Annotated in this window: 12 protein-coding genes and 1 pseudogene; 10 read left to right on the forward strand and 3 right to left on the reverse strand. The window is 65.1% G+C overall.

The window, feature by feature from the left end:
- The first annotated feature begins 455 nt into the window (after positions 1-455).
- The gene (locus tag AC1AZA_RS09660) at positions 456-710 is read left to right on the forward strand and encodes a hypothetical protein (protein ID WP_476514451.1); all 255 of its coding nucleotides are present in this window, start codon (positions 456-458) and stop codon (positions 708-710) included.
- A gap of 59 nt (positions 711-769) precedes the next feature.
- On the opposite strand, the pseudogene AC1AZA_RS09665 reads toward AC1AZA_RS09660, so the two are convergent.
- A pseudogene (locus AC1AZA_RS09665) lies at positions 770-1,554 on the reverse strand (nitroreductase family protein).
- 76 nt (positions 1,555-1,630) lie between these two features.
- Positions 1,631-2,002 carry a DUF4235 domain-containing protein gene (locus tag AC1AZA_RS09670; protein ID WP_476514452.1) on the reverse strand — a complete coding sequence of 124 codons (372 nt, stop codon included), beginning with the start codon at positions 2,000-2,002 and terminating at the stop codon, positions 1,631-1,633.
- A 260-nt stretch (positions 2,003-2,262) separates the two neighbouring features.
- Here AC1AZA_RS09670 and phoA point away from each other — a divergent pair, with 260 nt between their 5' ends.
- The 5 genes from phoA to AC1AZA_RS09695 all read left to right on the forward strand — a co-directional run bounded on the left by phoA (position 2,263) and on the right by AC1AZA_RS09695 (position 9,135).
- Complete coding sequence (phoA, locus tag AC1AZA_RS09675) at positions 2,263-4,446, forward strand: alkaline phosphatase (protein WP_476514453.1); 2,184 nt, start codon at positions 2,263-2,265, stop codon at positions 4,444-4,446.
- Positions 4,447-4,783: 337 nt separating this feature from the next.
- Positions 4,784-6,673, forward strand: a complete 1,890-nt coding sequence (dnaK, locus tag AC1AZA_RS09680) for a molecular chaperone DnaK (protein ID WP_476514454.1) — start codon at positions 4,784-4,786, stop codon at positions 6,671-6,673.
- An 11-nt stretch (positions 6,674-6,684) separates the two neighbouring features.
- Entirely contained in the window at positions 6,685-7,326 is a 642-nt protein-coding gene (grpE, locus tag AC1AZA_RS09685) for a nucleotide exchange factor GrpE (RefSeq protein ID WP_476514455.1), read from the forward strand.
- A gap of 80 nt (positions 7,327-7,406) precedes the next feature.
- Positions 7,407-8,435 (forward strand): DnaJ C-terminal domain-containing protein, encoded by a 1,029-nt coding sequence (locus tag AC1AZA_RS09690; RefSeq protein ID WP_476514456.1) that lies wholly within the window; start codon positions 7,407-7,409, stop codon positions 8,433-8,435.
- A 115-nt stretch (positions 8,436-8,550) separates the two neighbouring features.
- Positions 8,551-9,135, forward strand: a complete 585-nt coding sequence (locus AC1AZA_RS09695; protein WP_476514457.1) for a heat shock protein transcriptional repressor HspR — start codon at positions 8,551-8,553, stop codon at positions 9,133-9,135.
- 53 nt (positions 9,136-9,188) lie between these two features.
- Here AC1AZA_RS09695 and AC1AZA_RS09700 read toward each other — a convergent pair whose 3' ends face one another.
- On the reverse strand, positions 9,189-10,301 hold the full coding sequence (locus AC1AZA_RS09700; protein ID WP_476514458.1) for a LacI family DNA-binding transcriptional regulator: 1,113 nt from the start codon (positions 10,299-10,301) through the stop codon (positions 9,189-9,191).
- A 201-nt stretch (positions 10,302-10,502) separates the two neighbouring features.
- Between AC1AZA_RS09700 and AC1AZA_RS09705 the strand changes: the two genes are divergently transcribed.
- From AC1AZA_RS09705 to AC1AZA_RS09720, 4 genes are all read left to right on the forward strand, one after another.
- Positions 10,503-12,500, forward strand: a complete 1,998-nt coding sequence (locus AC1AZA_RS09705; protein ID WP_476514459.1) for a glycoside hydrolase family 127 protein — start codon at positions 10,503-10,505, stop codon at positions 12,498-12,500.
- Positions 12,501-12,648: 148 nt separating this feature from the next.
- Positions 12,649-14,076 carry an MFS transporter gene (locus AC1AZA_RS09710; RefSeq protein ID WP_476514460.1) on the forward strand — a complete coding sequence of 476 codons (1,428 nt, stop codon included), beginning with the start codon at positions 12,649-12,651 and terminating at the stop codon, positions 14,074-14,076.
- 215 nt (positions 14,077-14,291) lie between these two features.
- On the forward strand, positions 14,292-15,635 hold the full coding sequence (locus AC1AZA_RS09715; protein ID WP_476514461.1) for an MATE family efflux transporter: 1,344 nt from the start codon (positions 14,292-14,294) through the stop codon (positions 15,633-15,635).
- Between the two features lie 137 nt (positions 15,636-15,772).
- Positions 15,773-16,459: an HAD family hydrolase gene (locus AC1AZA_RS09720; RefSeq protein ID WP_476514462.1), complete on the forward strand. Its 687-nt coding sequence runs from the start codon at positions 15,773-15,775 to the stop codon at positions 16,457-16,459.
- The last annotated feature ends 98 nt before the right edge of the window (positions 16,460-16,557 follow it).

The raw sequence follows: 16,557 nt of genomic DNA on the forward strand, positions 1-16,557 counted from the left end.
AGCCAACATTCGGGCCTGTTCCCCGCTTGCCTTGACCGGCAGGCGGGAAACAGGCCCGAATCGTATTCAGTCCATCTCGCTGAATGACACAAGCGTTACGGTCTCGTCCCGGAAGCTGTTTCACACGGCGTCTCCAGTTTCTTCATGCCATTCGGAACGTGTGCCATAGGCATTCGCAACAGCATGTCGTCAGGACTGTTTCCCGCGGCCACGATGTCGATTTTCTTCCGGCGCTTCGTGGGACGGGCCTGGCTTTGCGCGATCGGTCCAACTTGTGCGCCCATTTTTGCAGCTTGGACCGATCATGCGAAAAAACGGCCGCTTCACGGGCCGAAAATCGCACGATCGGTCCAACCCGCATCAGAGACGGCACAGGTTGGACCAATCGCGTACGCCACACGGTCATCCATGGCCCGAATGCGCGTCACGAGGACTGGCTACACTCAACTTTTGCTATGGCCCATTACTTCACTCCCAAACGCTGCGCCTCGTCGAACAAGATCATGTATCACGACAAGGCGCAGGCGCAGCATGCCGCCGACCAGTGCTTCGTGGAGCGTGGCTCGGAGCTGTGGGTCTACCGATGCCAATATTGCGGGGCATGGCATCTCACCAGTCACGATCCTTCCAGCGCGCACGCCTATGTGCCGCTGAACCAGCAGATCAAACCGCATAGCCGCAAGAAGGGCTACAAGCCCCGCCGCCGCTAGCGCCGCAGCGTTGCAATGCGTGGCCGGGCGGCGAAGCTTGGCCGTAGAAGGCGGAGAATCTACCGCTCCAACCGGAATCCCTGAGCCTTGGCAAGCGGCAGGACGCGGTGCGCCTCGTCCATCTGCTGGGCCGCGAGCTTGGCGATCTGATCGCTGAATGCATCCACGGGACGGTCGGCGTGACGCAGATCGTAGTATTCGTGCACGGTGGCGTCGAAGTCGGCGATGCGTGCGCGGATGGCGGTGTTGGCCTCGTCGTCCGTCGGATACACGTCATCGAAGAACTGCAGGTCGCGCGGCATGCGCGGTTTGACGGCCGGATCCTGCGCCGGCTTGCCGATGGCGAGTCCCAGCACCGGGTACGTGTACTGCGGCAGGTGCAGTGCTTCCACGAGTCCGGGAACATCGTTGAGCAGGGAGCCGAGAATCACGCAGCCGAGCCCGAGCGAGTAGGCGGCGGTTTCCATGGCATGCAGGGCGAGGACGGCATCGTTCTGCGCCTGCGTGAATCGGTAGCTTGCGGCCAGCCCGTACGTGTCCGGATCGGTGGGCACGCCCTTGGCGTCCGCGATCAGCGCGTTGCGATGCTCGTCGGCCACGAACACGTACAGCAGGGAGCGGTGGCGATGTACGGCTGGCGTCCGATCTGCGCCATGCGGTCCTTGAGGGCCTGATCCTTGATGCGGATCGCGGACCAGTCATTGAGGTACTGGCTGGATGCGGCGTGCTGTGCCACGGTTTCCAGCGTCTCGACGGTATCGGCGTCGATGGGGTCGGCGGCGAATGCGCGGATGGAACGACGGTTGAGCAAGGCATCGATGGTGCCATTGGAAATTAGTGTCATGCCATCAGTATCCCGCCGCGCGCAGGCCGTGTCCAGTGCTTGCGCACGGCGCTGAAACGGCGGGATGAAATGTGGCCTATCGGCGTGCCCTGCGGTGACGGCGGTCCACGATGGCCTGCGAGCTGCGGTCGGACAGCGTGGCGACGGCGGCTCCCACGGCGGCGGACAGTGCGGCGAACGCCACGGAGAGCAGCAGCCCCTGAACCGATTCCTGCCGGACGTTGCCGAACCGTTTTGCGGTCCCGCGATTCCACGCCATGTCGAACAGCTTGCCGGCGACCAGTCCCGCAATGGACGGCAACGCTGCCTTGAGGATCTTGTCTCCCATGGAATCCGGGTCCTGCTCCATCTTTTTGCGCATCTCATCCACCTTCGCGTTGACGCGTTCCAGCTGTGCGACCACTTGGTCCGCGCCGGAGGGAGCGCCGTCGTAACGGTAATCGGTCATGCCCCCATTATCCCACGTACACGGCGCCATGCACCTTCGTTCCGCAGACGAAAAGTACGTACTGTTTTGAAAACGATTGTTGTTATCCCAAGTGTTTGCTGGAAGTTCACCGGAAGTTACCGAACACGATTATCGGATGTTGCCTGCAGGTTGCGTTGCGGGTCGAAGCTGGCCATGTCTGGGCCGGATGCTGCTGGATACGGCATCCACCGTCGGCACCTTCGGGGACGGCACGTGCTCAGCGTTGAAAGGAAACTGAAGTGAAGCAACACAAGGGACTCAAGGCGGCCTGCGCGGCCGTCGCGTCGCTCGCCATGCTGGCGGCGCTTCCGGGCATGGCCAACGCTGCTGACGGCAAGGGCGTGGATGCGCTTTCCGTGCACGGCGGCGCCCAGCGCATTGCCACCATCGGCTCCAAGACCGCAAAGAACGTCATCCTCTTCATCGGCGACGGCATGGGCGACTCCGAGATCACCGTCGCCCGCAACTACCTGCACGGCGTGAACGGTACCTTCGACGGGCTCGACAAGATCGGCCAGCCGGGCCAGCTCGGCGACACCGAGGTCGGCACCGGCCAGTACACCACCTTCTCGCTGGGCGCCAGCTCCGACGACAGCCTCGTGGCCAAGGACAAGACCGGCAAGCTGGCCGGCTCCAAGACCGCCGGCGTCATCACCCCGGTCACCGACTCCTCCGCCTCCGGCTCCGGCTGGGCCACCGGCACCAAGACCTACAACAACGCCGTGGACGTGGACGTCAAGGGCAACCCGCAGCTCAACCTCATCGAGCTCGCCAAGGCCGCCGGCAAGGCCACCGGCAACGTGACCACCTCCGAGATCCAGGACGCCACCCCGGCCGTCCTCGAATCCCACTCCTCCGAGCGCGCCTGCTACGGCCCGCAGGGCAAGTGGGACGGCAAGACCGACACCAACGGCGACGGCAAGATCGACGCCACCGACGGTGCCGCGGAAGCCGCCAAGCGCTGCCTCGCCGACCAGCTCAAGGTCAACGGCGGCATCGGCTCCATCTCCGAGCAGCTGCTCGACACCCGTGCCGACGTGACCATCGGCGGCGGCGCCAAGTACTTCAACCAGCTCGACGAGAACAACAAGACCCTGTGGCAGCAGGCCGCCGACCGCGGCTTCCAGACCGTCCAGTCCGGTGACGTGAACGGCTTCAAGAACCTCAAGTCCGCCGACCAGAACAGCCCGGTGCTCGCCCTCCTCGGCGACGGCAACCTGCCCACCCAGTACAACCCGACCGTCGCATCCAAGGCCGATCCGGCCAAGGACGAGAACCCGACCACCTGCACCGTGAACGAGAAGTGGCTCGGCAACAAGGGCGCCTCTCTGGCCGACTTCACCAACAAGGCTCTGGATCTGCTGCAGGGCAACGAGAACGGCAAGAACAACGGCTACTTCCTGCAGGTCGAGGGCGCGTCCATCGACAAGCAGGATCACAACGCCAACGCCTGCGGCCAGATCGGTGAGACCGACGACCTCGACAAGGCCATCTCCGCCGCCCTCAAGAAGGTTGACCTGAAGGACACCCTGATCATCGTCACCGCCGACCACGCCCACACTTCCCAGATCGTGGAATCCCAGCCGTACTACGCGCTGAGCACCGTGCTCAAGAACAAGCTCGGCGAGAAGATGGTCGTCTCCTACGGCACCTCCGAGGCTCCGGTTTACCAGGACGAGAACGGCGATCCGATCGACAACGACGAGTACAAGCAGGGCGAGAACGGCGACGCCAACACCGAGGAGAAGTTTGACGGCGCCCAGGGCAACATGAGCCACACCGGCACCCAGCTGCGCATCGCCGCCTCCGGCCCCGGCGCCTCTCGCGTCGACGGCCTGACCGACCAGACCGACAACTTCTACACCATCGCCAAGGCGCTTGGCCTGGCCACCGACAAGGCCGCCCAGGACGAGCTCTCCGCGAAGGCCGAGGTCAAGGCTCAGGACAACAAGAATCAGGTCTTCAACGCCACCGGCTTCAACGGTGACGCGGTGCTCGCCTACGAGCTCAAGGACGATCAGGGCAAGACCGTCGCGGCCTCCTCCGACACCACCGGCCTGTCCGGCGTGCGCGTCCAGACCGCCGGCACCACCACCCTCGACCTGAGCCAGTACGTCAAGCAGAACGGCAAGTACACCCTGACCGTCACCGGCCGCCAGTCCGGCAAGACCGTGACGATCAAGAACTTCGCCGGCCCCACCGGCACCGAGGGCAACCAGTCCAACGACGTGACCCCGGGCGCCAACGACAACCAGTCCAACAAGCCGGTCGCCTCCGGTAAGGTCGAGCAGCCCGCCCCCGTGGCCGGCAAGCTCGGCAAGACCGGTGCCGCCGTGATGGGCGTTGTGCTCGCCGCGGCCGCCCTGCTTGTGGCCGGTGGCCTCATGGTCGCCGTTCGCAAGGGCGCCTTCAACAAGCGCTGAGCGTTCAAGCTCTGCAATCCATAGCGATTTCTGACCCTACGCATTGAGCCATCCGTCCGAGCCGGGACGGGGATTCGGCGGAATGATTCCGCCGGCCCCTTCCGGTGTTCGGGCGGGACGGCTAGGCGGCGGGGCCGGAAATCGCTTTTTTGTTTTCGGCGCATTGTCTTGGGGCGCGCGATTTCGGGCGTGGCGGGAATAAAAAGTTGCAAACCAAAGTTGAGTGATGTAGGCTCAAGTTTTGGAAAGCGAAGGAACCGGGCGGAACCGCAAGGCGACGGCCGGCCGGAACTTGAGCGAAGAACGTAAGAACGGACAACCAACAAAGGAGCACATTATGGGACGCGCAGTAGGCATTGATCTGGGTACTACGAACTCGTGCATCGCCACGCTGGAAGGTGGCCAGCCCACCGTCATCGTGAACGCCGAGGGCGCTCGCACCACGCCGTCCGTGGTGGCGTTCTCGAAGTCCGGCGAGATCCTCGTCGGCGAGGTGGCCAAGCGTCAGGCCGTCACCAACGTCGACCGCACCATTTCGTCCGTGAAGCGCCACATGGGCACTGACTGGACCGTGGAGATCGACGGCAAGAAGTGGACCCCGCAGGAGGTCTCCGCACAGATCCTCATGAAGCTCAAGAGGGACGCCGAGGCGTATCTGGGCGAGCCGGTCACGGACGCCGTGATCACCTGCCCGGCGTACTTCAACGACGCCCAGCGTCAGGCCACTAAGGACGCCGGCACCATCGCCGGCCTGAACGTCCTGCGCATCATCAACGAGCCGACCGCGGCCGCTCTGGCCTACGGTCTGGAGAAGGGCAAGGAGGATGAGCGCATTCTGGTCTTCGACCTCGGCGGCGGCACCTTCGATGTCTCCCTGCTGGAGATCGGCAAGGACGACGACGGCTTCTCCACCATTCAGGTGCAGGCCACCAACGGCGACAACCACCTCGGCGGCGACGATTGGGATCAGAAGATCATCGACTGGCTCGTCGGCGAAGTGAAGAACAAGTACGGCGTTGACCTCGCCAAGGACAAGATCGCCCTGCAGCGTCTGAAGGAAGCCGCCGAGCAGGCGAAGAAGGAGCTGTCCTCCTCCACCTCCACGTCCATTTCCATGCAGTACCTGGCCATGACCCCGGACGGCACCCCGGTGCATCTGGACGAGACCCTGACCCGCGCGCACTTCGAGGAAATGACCGCGGACCTGCTGGATCGCTGCCGCACCCCGTTCAACAACGTGCTGCATGACGCCGGCATCGGCGTGAGCGACATCGACCACGTCGTGCTGGTCGGCGGCTCCACCCGTATGCCCGCCGTCAAGGAGCTCGTCAAGGAGCTCACCGGCGGTAAGGAAGCCAACCAGTCCGTCAACCCGGATGAGGTCGTGGCCGTCGGCGCCGCCGTGCAGTCCGGCGTCATCAAGGGCGACCGCAAGGACGTCCTGCTCATCGACGTGACCCCGCTGTCCCTCGGCATCGAGACCAAGGGCGGCATCATGACCAAGCTCATCGACCGCAACACCGCCATCCCGACCAAGCGTTCGGAGGTGTTCTCCACCGCCGAGGACAACCAGCCGTCCGTGCTGATTCAGGTCTATCAGGGCGAGCGTGAATTCGCGCGCGACAACAAGCCGCTGGGCACCTTCGAACTGACCGGCATTGCGCCGGCTCCGCGTGGCGTCCCGCAGATCGAGGTCACCTTCGACATCGACGCCAACGGCATCGTGCACGTGTCCGCCAAGGACAAGGGCACCGGCAAGGAGCAGTCGATGACCATCACTGGCGGTTCCGGCCTGCCCAAGGACGAGATCGACCGCATGGTCAAGGAGGCCGAGGCCCACGAGGCAGAGGACAAGAAGCGCAAGGAGGACGCCGAGACCCGCAACCAGGCCGAATCCTTCGCGTACCAGACCGAGAAGCTCGTCAACGACAACAAGGACAAGCTGTCCGACGAGGTCGCCAAGGAGGTCACCGACAAGGTGAACGCCCTCAAGGAGGCCCTGAAGGGTGAGGACATCGAGAAGATCAAGAGCGCGCAGAGCGAGCTCATGACCTCCGCCCAGAAGATCGGTCAGGCCCTGTACTCGCAGGCCGGTGCCGCCGACGCGGGTGCCGCCGCCGGTGCGGCCGGAGCCGCGGGTGCCGGTGCGGCCGGCTCCGCCCCGAAGAACGACGACGACGTGGTGGACGCCGAAGTCGTGGACGACGACGACAAGGACAACAAGTAAGGTCTCCCGCCATGGCTGAGTTCAACAAGGACGACTACCTGAACGACCTGCCGAACGCCGACGATGCCGCCGCCAAGGCTCCCGCCGAGGGTGCCGATGCGGCGGCCGCCGCGGCCGACGGTCAGACGGCCGGGTCCGCCAAGCCCGCCGAGGGAACGGACGCCAAGCCCGAACCCGACGCCACGGGCGCCAAGCCCGAGGCGGACAAGGACGAGCTGACCCCCCTCGGCAAGGCCAAGAAGGAGGCCGCCGACTACCTCGAGGCGCTGCAGCGCGAACGCGCGGAGTTCATCAACTTCCGCAACCGCGCGTCCAAGGAACAGGAGCGGTTCCGCCAGCACGGCATCATCGACGTGCTCACGGCCCTGCTGCCGGCTTTGGACGACATCGACCGCATCCGTGAGCACGGCGAGCTCAACGATTCGATGAACGCCGTCGCCGCGAAGATCGACAAGGCGTTCGAGAAGTTCGGCGTCGAGAAGTTCGGCGAGAAGGGCGAGGACTTCGACCCCACTCGCCACGACGCGATCCTGCACAAGCCGGACGCGTCCGCTGAGAAGGAGACCGTCGACACGGTCGTGGAGGCCGGCTACCGCATCGGTGACCGCGTGATCCGCGCCGCCCGCGTCGTCGTGGCCTCCCCGCAGAACTGATTCGCACATCGGCTCCCCTCCCAACCGAGGGGAGCCTTTCGTAAGGACTGAATGAACACTGACAGGAAAGGAGACATGGGATGGCTGAGAATGAATGGCTGAGCAAGGATTTCTACAAGGTCCTCGGTGTCTCCAAGGACGCGTCCGAGCAGGAGATCACCAAGGCGTACCGCAAGCTCGCGCGCAAGTACCATCCGGACCTCAACAAGACCAAGGAGGCAGAGGAGAAGTTCAAGGACATCTCCGAAGCCTATGACGTACTGAGCAACAAGGAGCAGCGGCAGAAGTACGATGCGATCCGCCAGTTCGGCATGGGCGGCGCCCGCTTCACCGGCGGCTCCGGCCAAGGCGGGTTCGACGCCTCCAGCTTCGCCGACATGTTCGGCGGCATGTTCGGCGGCGCGGGCGGCAACGGCGGCCAGCGCATCCGCTTCACCACCACCGGCGGCGGCAATCCCAACCTCAACGACATCTTCTCGATGTTCGGCGGCGCGGGCGCGGCCGGCGGTCCCCAGACTACCGGCGGCTTCGGCGGCTACAGCGGGCAGGGCTACGAGGAACCCGCCCGCCCGCAGCGCGGCGAGGACCGCAACTCCAAGATCACGCTGACCCTGCGTCAGGCGATCAAGGGTGCGACCGTCTCGCTGAGCGTGGACGGCTCCAAGTTCAAGACCCACGTTCCCGCGGGCGTCAAGGACGGCCAGAAGATCCGTCTGGCCGGCAAGGGCCATGCCGGCATCAACGGCGGCGCGCACGGCGATCTGTATCTGGCCGTCAGCGTCAAGGCGGACCCGAAGTTCGCCATGCGCGGGCGCGACATCGTCATGGACCTGCCGGTCACCGTCGCCGAGGCCGTGTGCGGCGCCAAGGTGACCGCGCATGACATCGACGGTAACGAGGTCACCTTCAAGGTGCCCGCCGGTTCCTCCTCCGGCACCGAGGTGCGCATCGGCGGCGCCGGCGTCCAGCGCGGCAACACGCCGGGCGATCTGGTGGGCCGCGTGATGATTCAGGTGCCCGCCAAGCCGGGACTGGGCGTCAAGCATGCCGCCAAGGAGTTCGACAAGGCGTCCGGCGACCTCGCCGGGCAGCTCGCCGCCGAACGGTAAGCGGTGAATTCTCCGGCCATCCCGGGCGTTGGGCCTGTGCCCCGCCCGGGATGCGCATTTTCGTTGCATATCCGGCACGGTTCTACCGGGCATTGTTGAGAAAGGAGCTTGGACGATGGCACGCATAGCACAGCAGATTCGCAAGGCCTACGCCCTGTGCGCCCAGCTGCTCGTGGAGGGCCGTGCCGAGCTAGACGAGCTCGACGACATGGGCTTCGACCTCAACCTGCCCGTCTTCACCGTCTCGCAGGCGGCCGAGCTTGCGGGCGTCCACCCGCAGACCCTGCGCCAGTACGATCGCGTGGGCCTCGTCACCCCGCACCGCACGGGCGGCGGGGCACGGCGCTATTCCCTGCGCGATCTCGACCGTCTGGTGCAGGCCCAGCACCTGAGTCAGGACGAATCCATCAATCTGGCGGGCATCACGCGCATCCTCGCCCTGCAGGAGGAGAACCGACAACTGCGCCGGCAGGTCCGACGCCTGCGCAAGCCGGCGGGGTCGTCCATCTTCGCCGCGGATGCGGACGGGGACATCGTGGAGGTGCAGCGCTCCCGCCGCGCCCGCATGTGGAGGCGGGAGATCCACGCACACGCCCGCGAGATCACCGCGGGGCCGGCCGCGGGCGGCGAGCCGATGCTGCCGGCCGTGCGCGGTCTGCAGCGCGAGGCAGCGACCGCCATGGTCGTCTGGCGCGGCTAGAGGGGCGTTACGGTCGCATCGTGCCCGCCCGGCCGGCCCATCGGTGGCGCTCGCTACGCGGTTTTGCGCCGGAAGATGCGGTCGGTGCTTTCCAAGGCCGTCTTACGGGTCACCTCGGTCGATTCACGTACGATCATCGGGCATTCCACGGCCGTGATGCCGTGATGCGGGTTGCCGCGGATCGCGTCCAGCAGGTATTGCGCGGCCGTCTTGCCGATCAATGCGATGTTGTTGTCGAACGTGGTGAGTGTGGGATGCGAGTTCGAGCAGAACACGAACCAGTTGTCGTGCCCGATCACCGCCACATCCTGAGGGACGCGCTTGCCGGCGCCGAGCAGTCCGCGTACCGCTCCGCGGGCGATCTCGTCGCTCAGGCAGTAGATGGCGTCCAGATGCGGGTAACGTTCCGTCAGGAGCTTTGCGGCCCGTTCGCCCCATTCCTCGCTCCATGAATCGAACAGCACCGCTACGGGCCGGAAGTCGTAGAGCGTGAACGTGCGCCAGGCCCCTTTCGCGCGTTCCTGGGCGGCGCGGAAATCCTCCGATCCGCCGATGACCGCTATGTACCGCCTGCGCAGGCTGAGCAGATATTCGATCGCCTGCGCCCCTGCGCCGATGTTGTCGCAGATGATGCTGCAGTCGCTTGGGTCCGTGGACGGATCGTACGTGTATACCACCGGCAACCCCATCGTGGTTTCCGGCCTGAGCGGCGGGCGGGGGTTCGACGTGTTGCCCACTACGATCAGTCCGTCCACGCCACGGGCCGCAAGCTGGTCGATGTGGCTGCGCTCCAGCGACGGCCGTCCGTGCGAGCTCATGAGCAGCGCCGCATGGTTGGAAGCGCCCAGCGTGCTTTCCGCGCCGGTGAGCAGGGGCAGCGCGAAACGGCCGTTGTAGTCCGAGGTGATGAGTCCCACCAGCCCGGAGCGCTGGCGTTCCCCGGCCGCCGTGGATTTGCGGTATCCCAGTGCGCGTGCCGCCGACTGCACCTCGCGCCGCGTCTGTGCGGACAGTCGCCCGGTGCCGTTGAGTGCCTTCGAGACGGTGGCGACGGATACGTTTGCCGCGGCGGCCACGTCCGCCAGCGTGGGCCGTCTGCCGGCCGGGGCCGCGGCCGCGGCGTCCGCCTGCATGTTCGGTTCCGTGTTCGATCGTGTCCCCTTCATGCCGTGAAGCATACACCTTCCGCACACGCGGAGGGAAAATTTTCCCATTCGCGCGACCTGCGAATGCGCCGCGCACCGCCTCCATATCATCGTCAACGTAAGCCGGTTCAGGGGCAAGGAGTTGCGCAGCTGCAAGTCTTGGAGCCGGCCCCGAGCGAAAAACATGCAACGCTACCGATCGACGTGGAAAGGACGGCACGGATGAGCACCAAGGTGACAGTGACCTCGCCATTCTGGCGCAGGTATCGCGAAAACGTCGCCAAGGAAGTGATCCCCTACCAGTGGGCGGTCATCAACGACGAACAGAAGATCGACATCCCCCAGGATCCCTCCGGGGCCAAGCAGGACATCGACCCGAACTACAGCCGCGCCGTGCGCAACCTGCGCATCGCCGCCGGCGACGAGCAGGGCGATTTCAAGGGCTTCGTCTTCCAGGACTCCGACGTGTACAAGTGGCTTGAGGAGGCCGCCTATTCTCTGGCGTACGAGCCCGACGAGCAGCTCAAGGCGCTGTGCGACAATCTGGTGGACCTCATCGCCCGCGCCCAGCGCGAGGACGGCTATCTGGACACCCCGTACATCATCAAGTCCGGCGCGTTCGCGAACCGCGAACGTTTCAGCCAGATCCAGCAGTCCCACGAAATGTACGTCATGGGCCACTACATCGAGGCCGCCGTGGCGTACTGGGAGGTCACCGGCAACGAGCAGGCCCTCGACGTGGCACGCAAGATGGCCGATTGCCTCGACGCCAACTTCGGCGAGGAGGACGGCAAGATCCCCGGCGCCGATGGACACCCGGAGATCGAACTCGCCCTGTCCCGCCTCTACGAGGCCACCCACGAGCAGAAGTACCTCGACCTCGCCAAGTTCTTCATCGACGTGCGCGGCAAGGACCCGAGCTTCTACGACAAGCAGAACGCCGCCATCGGCGACGGCTCCACCGACATCTTCCCGCAGATGCGCGGCTGGACCCACGAATACACGCAGACCGCCCGCCCGATCCGCGAGCAGCAGACCGCGGAAGGCCACGCCGTGCGCGTGGGCTACATGCTCACCGGCGTCGCCCACGTGGCGCGCCTGACCGGCGACAAGGACCTCGAGGAGACCGCCAAGCGCCTGTGGGCCAACATCGTGCGCCGTCGTATGTACATCACCGGCGGCGTGGGCTCCACCCATATCGGCGAGGCGTTCACCTACGACTACGACCTGCCGAACGACACCATGTACGGCGAGACCTGCGCCTCCGTGGCCATGAGCTTCCTGGCCCGCCAGATGCTCGAGCTCGAAACCAAGGGCGAATACGCCGACGTGCTGGAAAAGGAGCTGTTCAACGGTTCCATCGCCGGCATCGCGCTCGACGGCAAGCACTTCTACTACGTCAACGCCCTCGAGGCCGACCCCGAGGCGTCCGGTCACAACCCGGACCGCGCCCACGTGCTCATGCACCGCGCCGAATGGTTCGGCTGCGCCTGCTGCCCGGCCAACATCGCGCGTCTCATCGCCTCCGTGGACCGCTACCTGTACACCGTGCACGAGGACCGCCGCGAGATCGTCGCCCACCAGTTCATCGCCAACGACGCGGAGTTCTTCGACGGCGTCAAGGTGTCCCAGAAGTCCAACTTCCCGTGGGACGGCCACATCGAGTTCACCGTCACCGTGCCGGAAGGCGCCGATCCGGTGGAGTTCCTGGTGCGCATCCCGTCCTGGTCCGCCTCCAAGCACGAGATGACCGTCAACGGTGAGGACGCCCGTCGCCTGCCCGTCGACAACGGCTTCGTGTCCATCGAGGTGACCGCCGGCACCACCGAGATCGCGCTCGATCTGGACATGGCCGTGAAGTTCATGCGCTCCAAGACCCTCGCCCGCCACGACGTGGGCAAGGTGGCCGTGATGCGCGGGCCGATCGTGTTCTGCGCCGAGGAGGCGGACAACTCCGCCCCGTTGTGGAACTATCGCCTCGACAGCCACAGCGCGGAGAAGGCCAAGGCCGAATACCACTTCGGCGAGCTGGACGGCGTGGAGGTCATCACGCTGCCGGCCGTCAAGCGCACGCATGACGACGCCGACTTCCCGCTGTACGCGGACGTCAGCGAGCATCCGGTGGGGGAGAAGTCCTACGACCTCAAGCTCGTGCCGTACTACGCGTGGGCCAACCGCGAGGTGGGCCAGATGCAGGTCTGGTTCGACTCCGACTTCTGAGCCGTCCCTTAGGCCCCGACAAATCAAGATTCGTCCCCCTTCCCCCGTGTCATGGAACCCCTCCTCCACGGGGTAAGGGGCCCTATAACCACAATCCAGCCAAATCCAACCGAATCTCATAAACCGGCAATCAACGAAGAAGGGAATTATGAGCGCAGCAACCCAGACCGCTTCGGCGATCAAACTCACCACGAAGGAGAAGGTCGCATATTCCTTCACCGATATGGCAGGCAACCTGCTGTATGTGACGATCTCCTCGTACATCATGTACTTCTACACCAACGTGTTCCACATCCCGGCCGCCGGTGCGCTGGGCGCCGGCACCATCCTGCTGGTCGCCCGCTTCGCCGACGCGATCTCCGCCGTGGTGTGGGGCTCCATCGTCGACCACACCAACACCAAGTGGGGGCAGTCCCGCCCGTGGTTCCTGTGGCTGTGCGTCCCGTTCGCCGTGACCGTGTTCATCGCGTTCACCGCGCCGAGCCTGCCTGACGGCGCCCCCAAGTTCTGGTACGCGCTGATCACCTACATCCTGGCCGCCGGCGCCGTCTACACCGGCATCCAGACCCCGATCACCGCCATCCTGCCGAACCTCACCGACGACCCGACCGAGCGCAACAACGCCAACTCCTTCCGCATGGCCGGCGGCCAGATCGGCTCCTTCATCACCTCGTCGTTCACCATCCCGCTGGTCGGCTGGTTCGGCGTGCACTTCGGCGGCGGCGACAAGACCGGCTTCATGATCGTCACCGCGATCTGGGGCATCGTCGCCATCATCCTGCTCCTGTTCTCCTTCAAGAACCTCACCGAGCACAACTACCACCCCGAACTCAACAAGCCGATCCCGCTGAAGGACTCCCTCAAGGCCGCCAAGGGCAACTGGCCGTGGATCATCCTCGTGATCGCGTTCCTCATCTACTGGATCGCCCAGTCCACCCGTAACGGCGTGTCCACCTACTACGCCCAGTACGTGCTCAACAACCGCGACCTGACCTCCATCTTCAACGGCGTGCAGGTCATCGGCCTGCTCGGCACCATCGCCATGCCGATCATCGCCAACAAGACCAAGAACAAGACGCTCACCATGCTCATCGGCCTCATCATCGGCGGTCTCGGCCAGGCTCTCATGCCGCTCGCCGGCACCAACGTCCCGCTGCTGGTGGCCTTCTGGACCGTCGGCGTGATCGGCGCCGCTATCGCCATTGGCATGCCGTTCGGCATGCTGGCCGACACGGTCGACTACGGCGAGTGGAAGACCGGCATCCACGCGGCAGGCTTCCTGACCGCCGTCGGTTCCGCCTTCTGCATTCAGGTCGGCTCCGGCTTCGGCGCCTTCCTGCCGCTGGAGATCATGGGCGCGGCCGGCTACGATGCCAACCTTGAGCAGCAGTCCCAGTCTGCGCAGGACGCCATCAGCTTCTGCTTCATCTGGCTGCCGGTCATCGTCTACGTCATCGTCGGCGTGATCATGTGCTTCTACCGTCGCTTCGAGAAGATGGAACCGCAGATCAAGGCCGAGCTGGCCGAGCGTCACGCCAAGGACGCCGCCGAGCTCGGTGAGTCCACGGCCAAGTAACCGCGGATTGCGCCTCCCGGCTCCTGCCAGACCGGGATCGTTCCCAACGGAACATATAAGCCGGAGTCCCCGCCGCGTTTCACCCTTCGTGGCGGGGACTCCGGCTTTCTCGTGAAAATCCGGGCAACGCCGGCGCTCCCGAAGGCAACCGCGCCTACGCTCATGTGCCGTAAGGGAAGCAAGGACTGTATGGACGTACCGGATGGAGGGCGCGCATGGCTGTCATCGACATGACTTCCGGCAAACCCACCGGGCATCTTGTCAGCTACGCGGTGCCGCTGGTGCTTGGCAACGTGCTGCAGCTGTCGTACAACGCGTTCGACGCGATCATCGTCGGCCGGTTCATCGGCAAGGAGGCGCTCGCCGCCACCGGCATGGCGAGCCCCGTCATGAACCTCCTCATTCTGGGCATCTCCGGACTGACCATGGGTGCCGGCGTGCTCATGAGCGAATGCTTCGGCGCGCGCGACTACGGGCGTTTCCGCCGTGCGCTCGCCACCACGCTCATCACCGGGCTGATCGCCTCGGTCCTCATCGCCGCGGCCGGCATCGCCTTCGCCGGTCCGCTGCTCACCGTACTCAACGTGCCGTCCGAGGCGTTCGCCATGACCGGCACCTACATGCGCATCGTCTTCCTCGGCGTGCCGTTCACCTACTGCTACAACGCGTTGGCCGCCGCCCTCAAAAGCGCGGGCGACTCCAGGACGCCGCTCACCTACCTGAGCGTGACGATCGGGCTCAACGCCGCGCTGGACGCGGTGTGCATCGGCTGGCTCGGCTTCGGCATCGACTGGGCCGCCCTGACGGACGTGCTCGCCCAGGGATTCGCCGCTCTCGCCACCGCCGCGGCCATGATCCGCCGCATGCCGCATTTCCGGGTGCGTCGGGACGAATGGCGGGTGGACCGCACGCTGCTGGGCGTGATCTGGAAGTATGGCTCGGTCACCGCATTGCAGCAGTCCATTCAACCCGTCTGCAAGCTCATCATCCAAAGCGCGGTGAACACGCTCGGCGTGGACGTGATCGCCGCCTTCAATGCCGTCACCCGCGTGGACGACTTCGCGTTCACGCCGCAGCAGAGCATCTCCCACGGCATCACCACCTACGTGGCGCAGAACCGGGGCGCCGGCAAGGCCGACCGCATCCGTCCAGGCTTCCGCGCCGGACTGCGTCTCGAATTCGCCTACTGGGTGATCATCGGCCTTACGGTGCTGCTGCTCAACCGGCCAATCATGCGCCTGTTCGTCACCGCCGACCAGACGCGCGTGGTGGATCTCGGCTGCCAGTACCTCACCACCATGGCACTGTTTTACCTGTTCCCCTCGTTCACCAACGGCATTCAGGGATTCTTCCGCGGCATGGGCAACATGTCCGTCACGCTGGTTTCCACGTTCATCCAGGCATCCCTGCGCGCGGCGTTCACGTGGCTGCTCATCCCGCATCTTGGGATGTACGGCATCAGCTTTGCCTGCGCGATCGGTTGGGCCTGCATGTTGCTGTTCGAAGTGCCGTACTACTTCATTTCCAGTTCACGAGATTTTTGCCGAACGATCGTGTGAACCGGGAATCGCCCACAGTCGAACATATGCGATACTCGATATTGGCTTGATCTTGCGCAACGGCCCGGAAAAACGAACACGCAGTCCGGTTCACAAGATTTCGAGCCGTTCAACTCGTGAACTGGAAGGAGCATGCGATGGAGCTTCGCGCGGTGTTTTGGGACCTGGACGGCACTCTGATCGACTCGGAACCCCTGTGGCATGAGGCGGAAATCTCCATCGCCACGGCCAACGGCGGCACGTGGAGCGAGGACTTGGGCTGGAAGATGTCCGGTACGCCGGTGCCCAAGGTCGCCCAGATGCTCGTGGAGGCGGGCACGAGGCTGCCCGTCGAGGAGATCGGCCGGCAGATGATCGAATACGTCAAGGAACGCGAATTCGCCGGACTGCCGTGGATCCCGGGCGCACTCGAACTGGTCAAGGCGCTCGCGGCCGCCGGGGTGCCCAACGTGCTGGTCACCGCATCCCCGCGCATGATGGCGGAGAATGTGCTGCGGCAGGCGGGCGACGGCGTCTTTGCAGCCTACGTGTGCGGCGACGACAACACCGCCAAGAAGCCCTCCCCGGAGCCGTACCAGGCGGCGGCCCGCAAGCTCGGCATCGACCCGGCGGATGCGGATGCCATGTCCCGCTGCGTGGCGCTCGAGGATTCCGGCGTGGGACTTCAGGCCGGTGCCGCGTCCGGCGCCACCACCATCGCGCTGACCGGCTACACGCGCACCGACTCGACCGGCGGCCCCCAGTTCGCCTCGATCCACGACTACGACGATGTGACTCCGGCCACGCTCGACGGGTTCGTGACGCGCAGGCTTGCAACCCTGTAAGGCGTGCAACTTCCCCGTCGCCGCCGCGACCGGGCGACCGAACTGCCGGACGGACGGGCTGCCGCAACAACGCGTGGAAACACGCTGGGCATGTCTTG

The sequence above is a fragment of the Bifidobacterium sp. LH_389 genome, assembly GCF_056357235.1.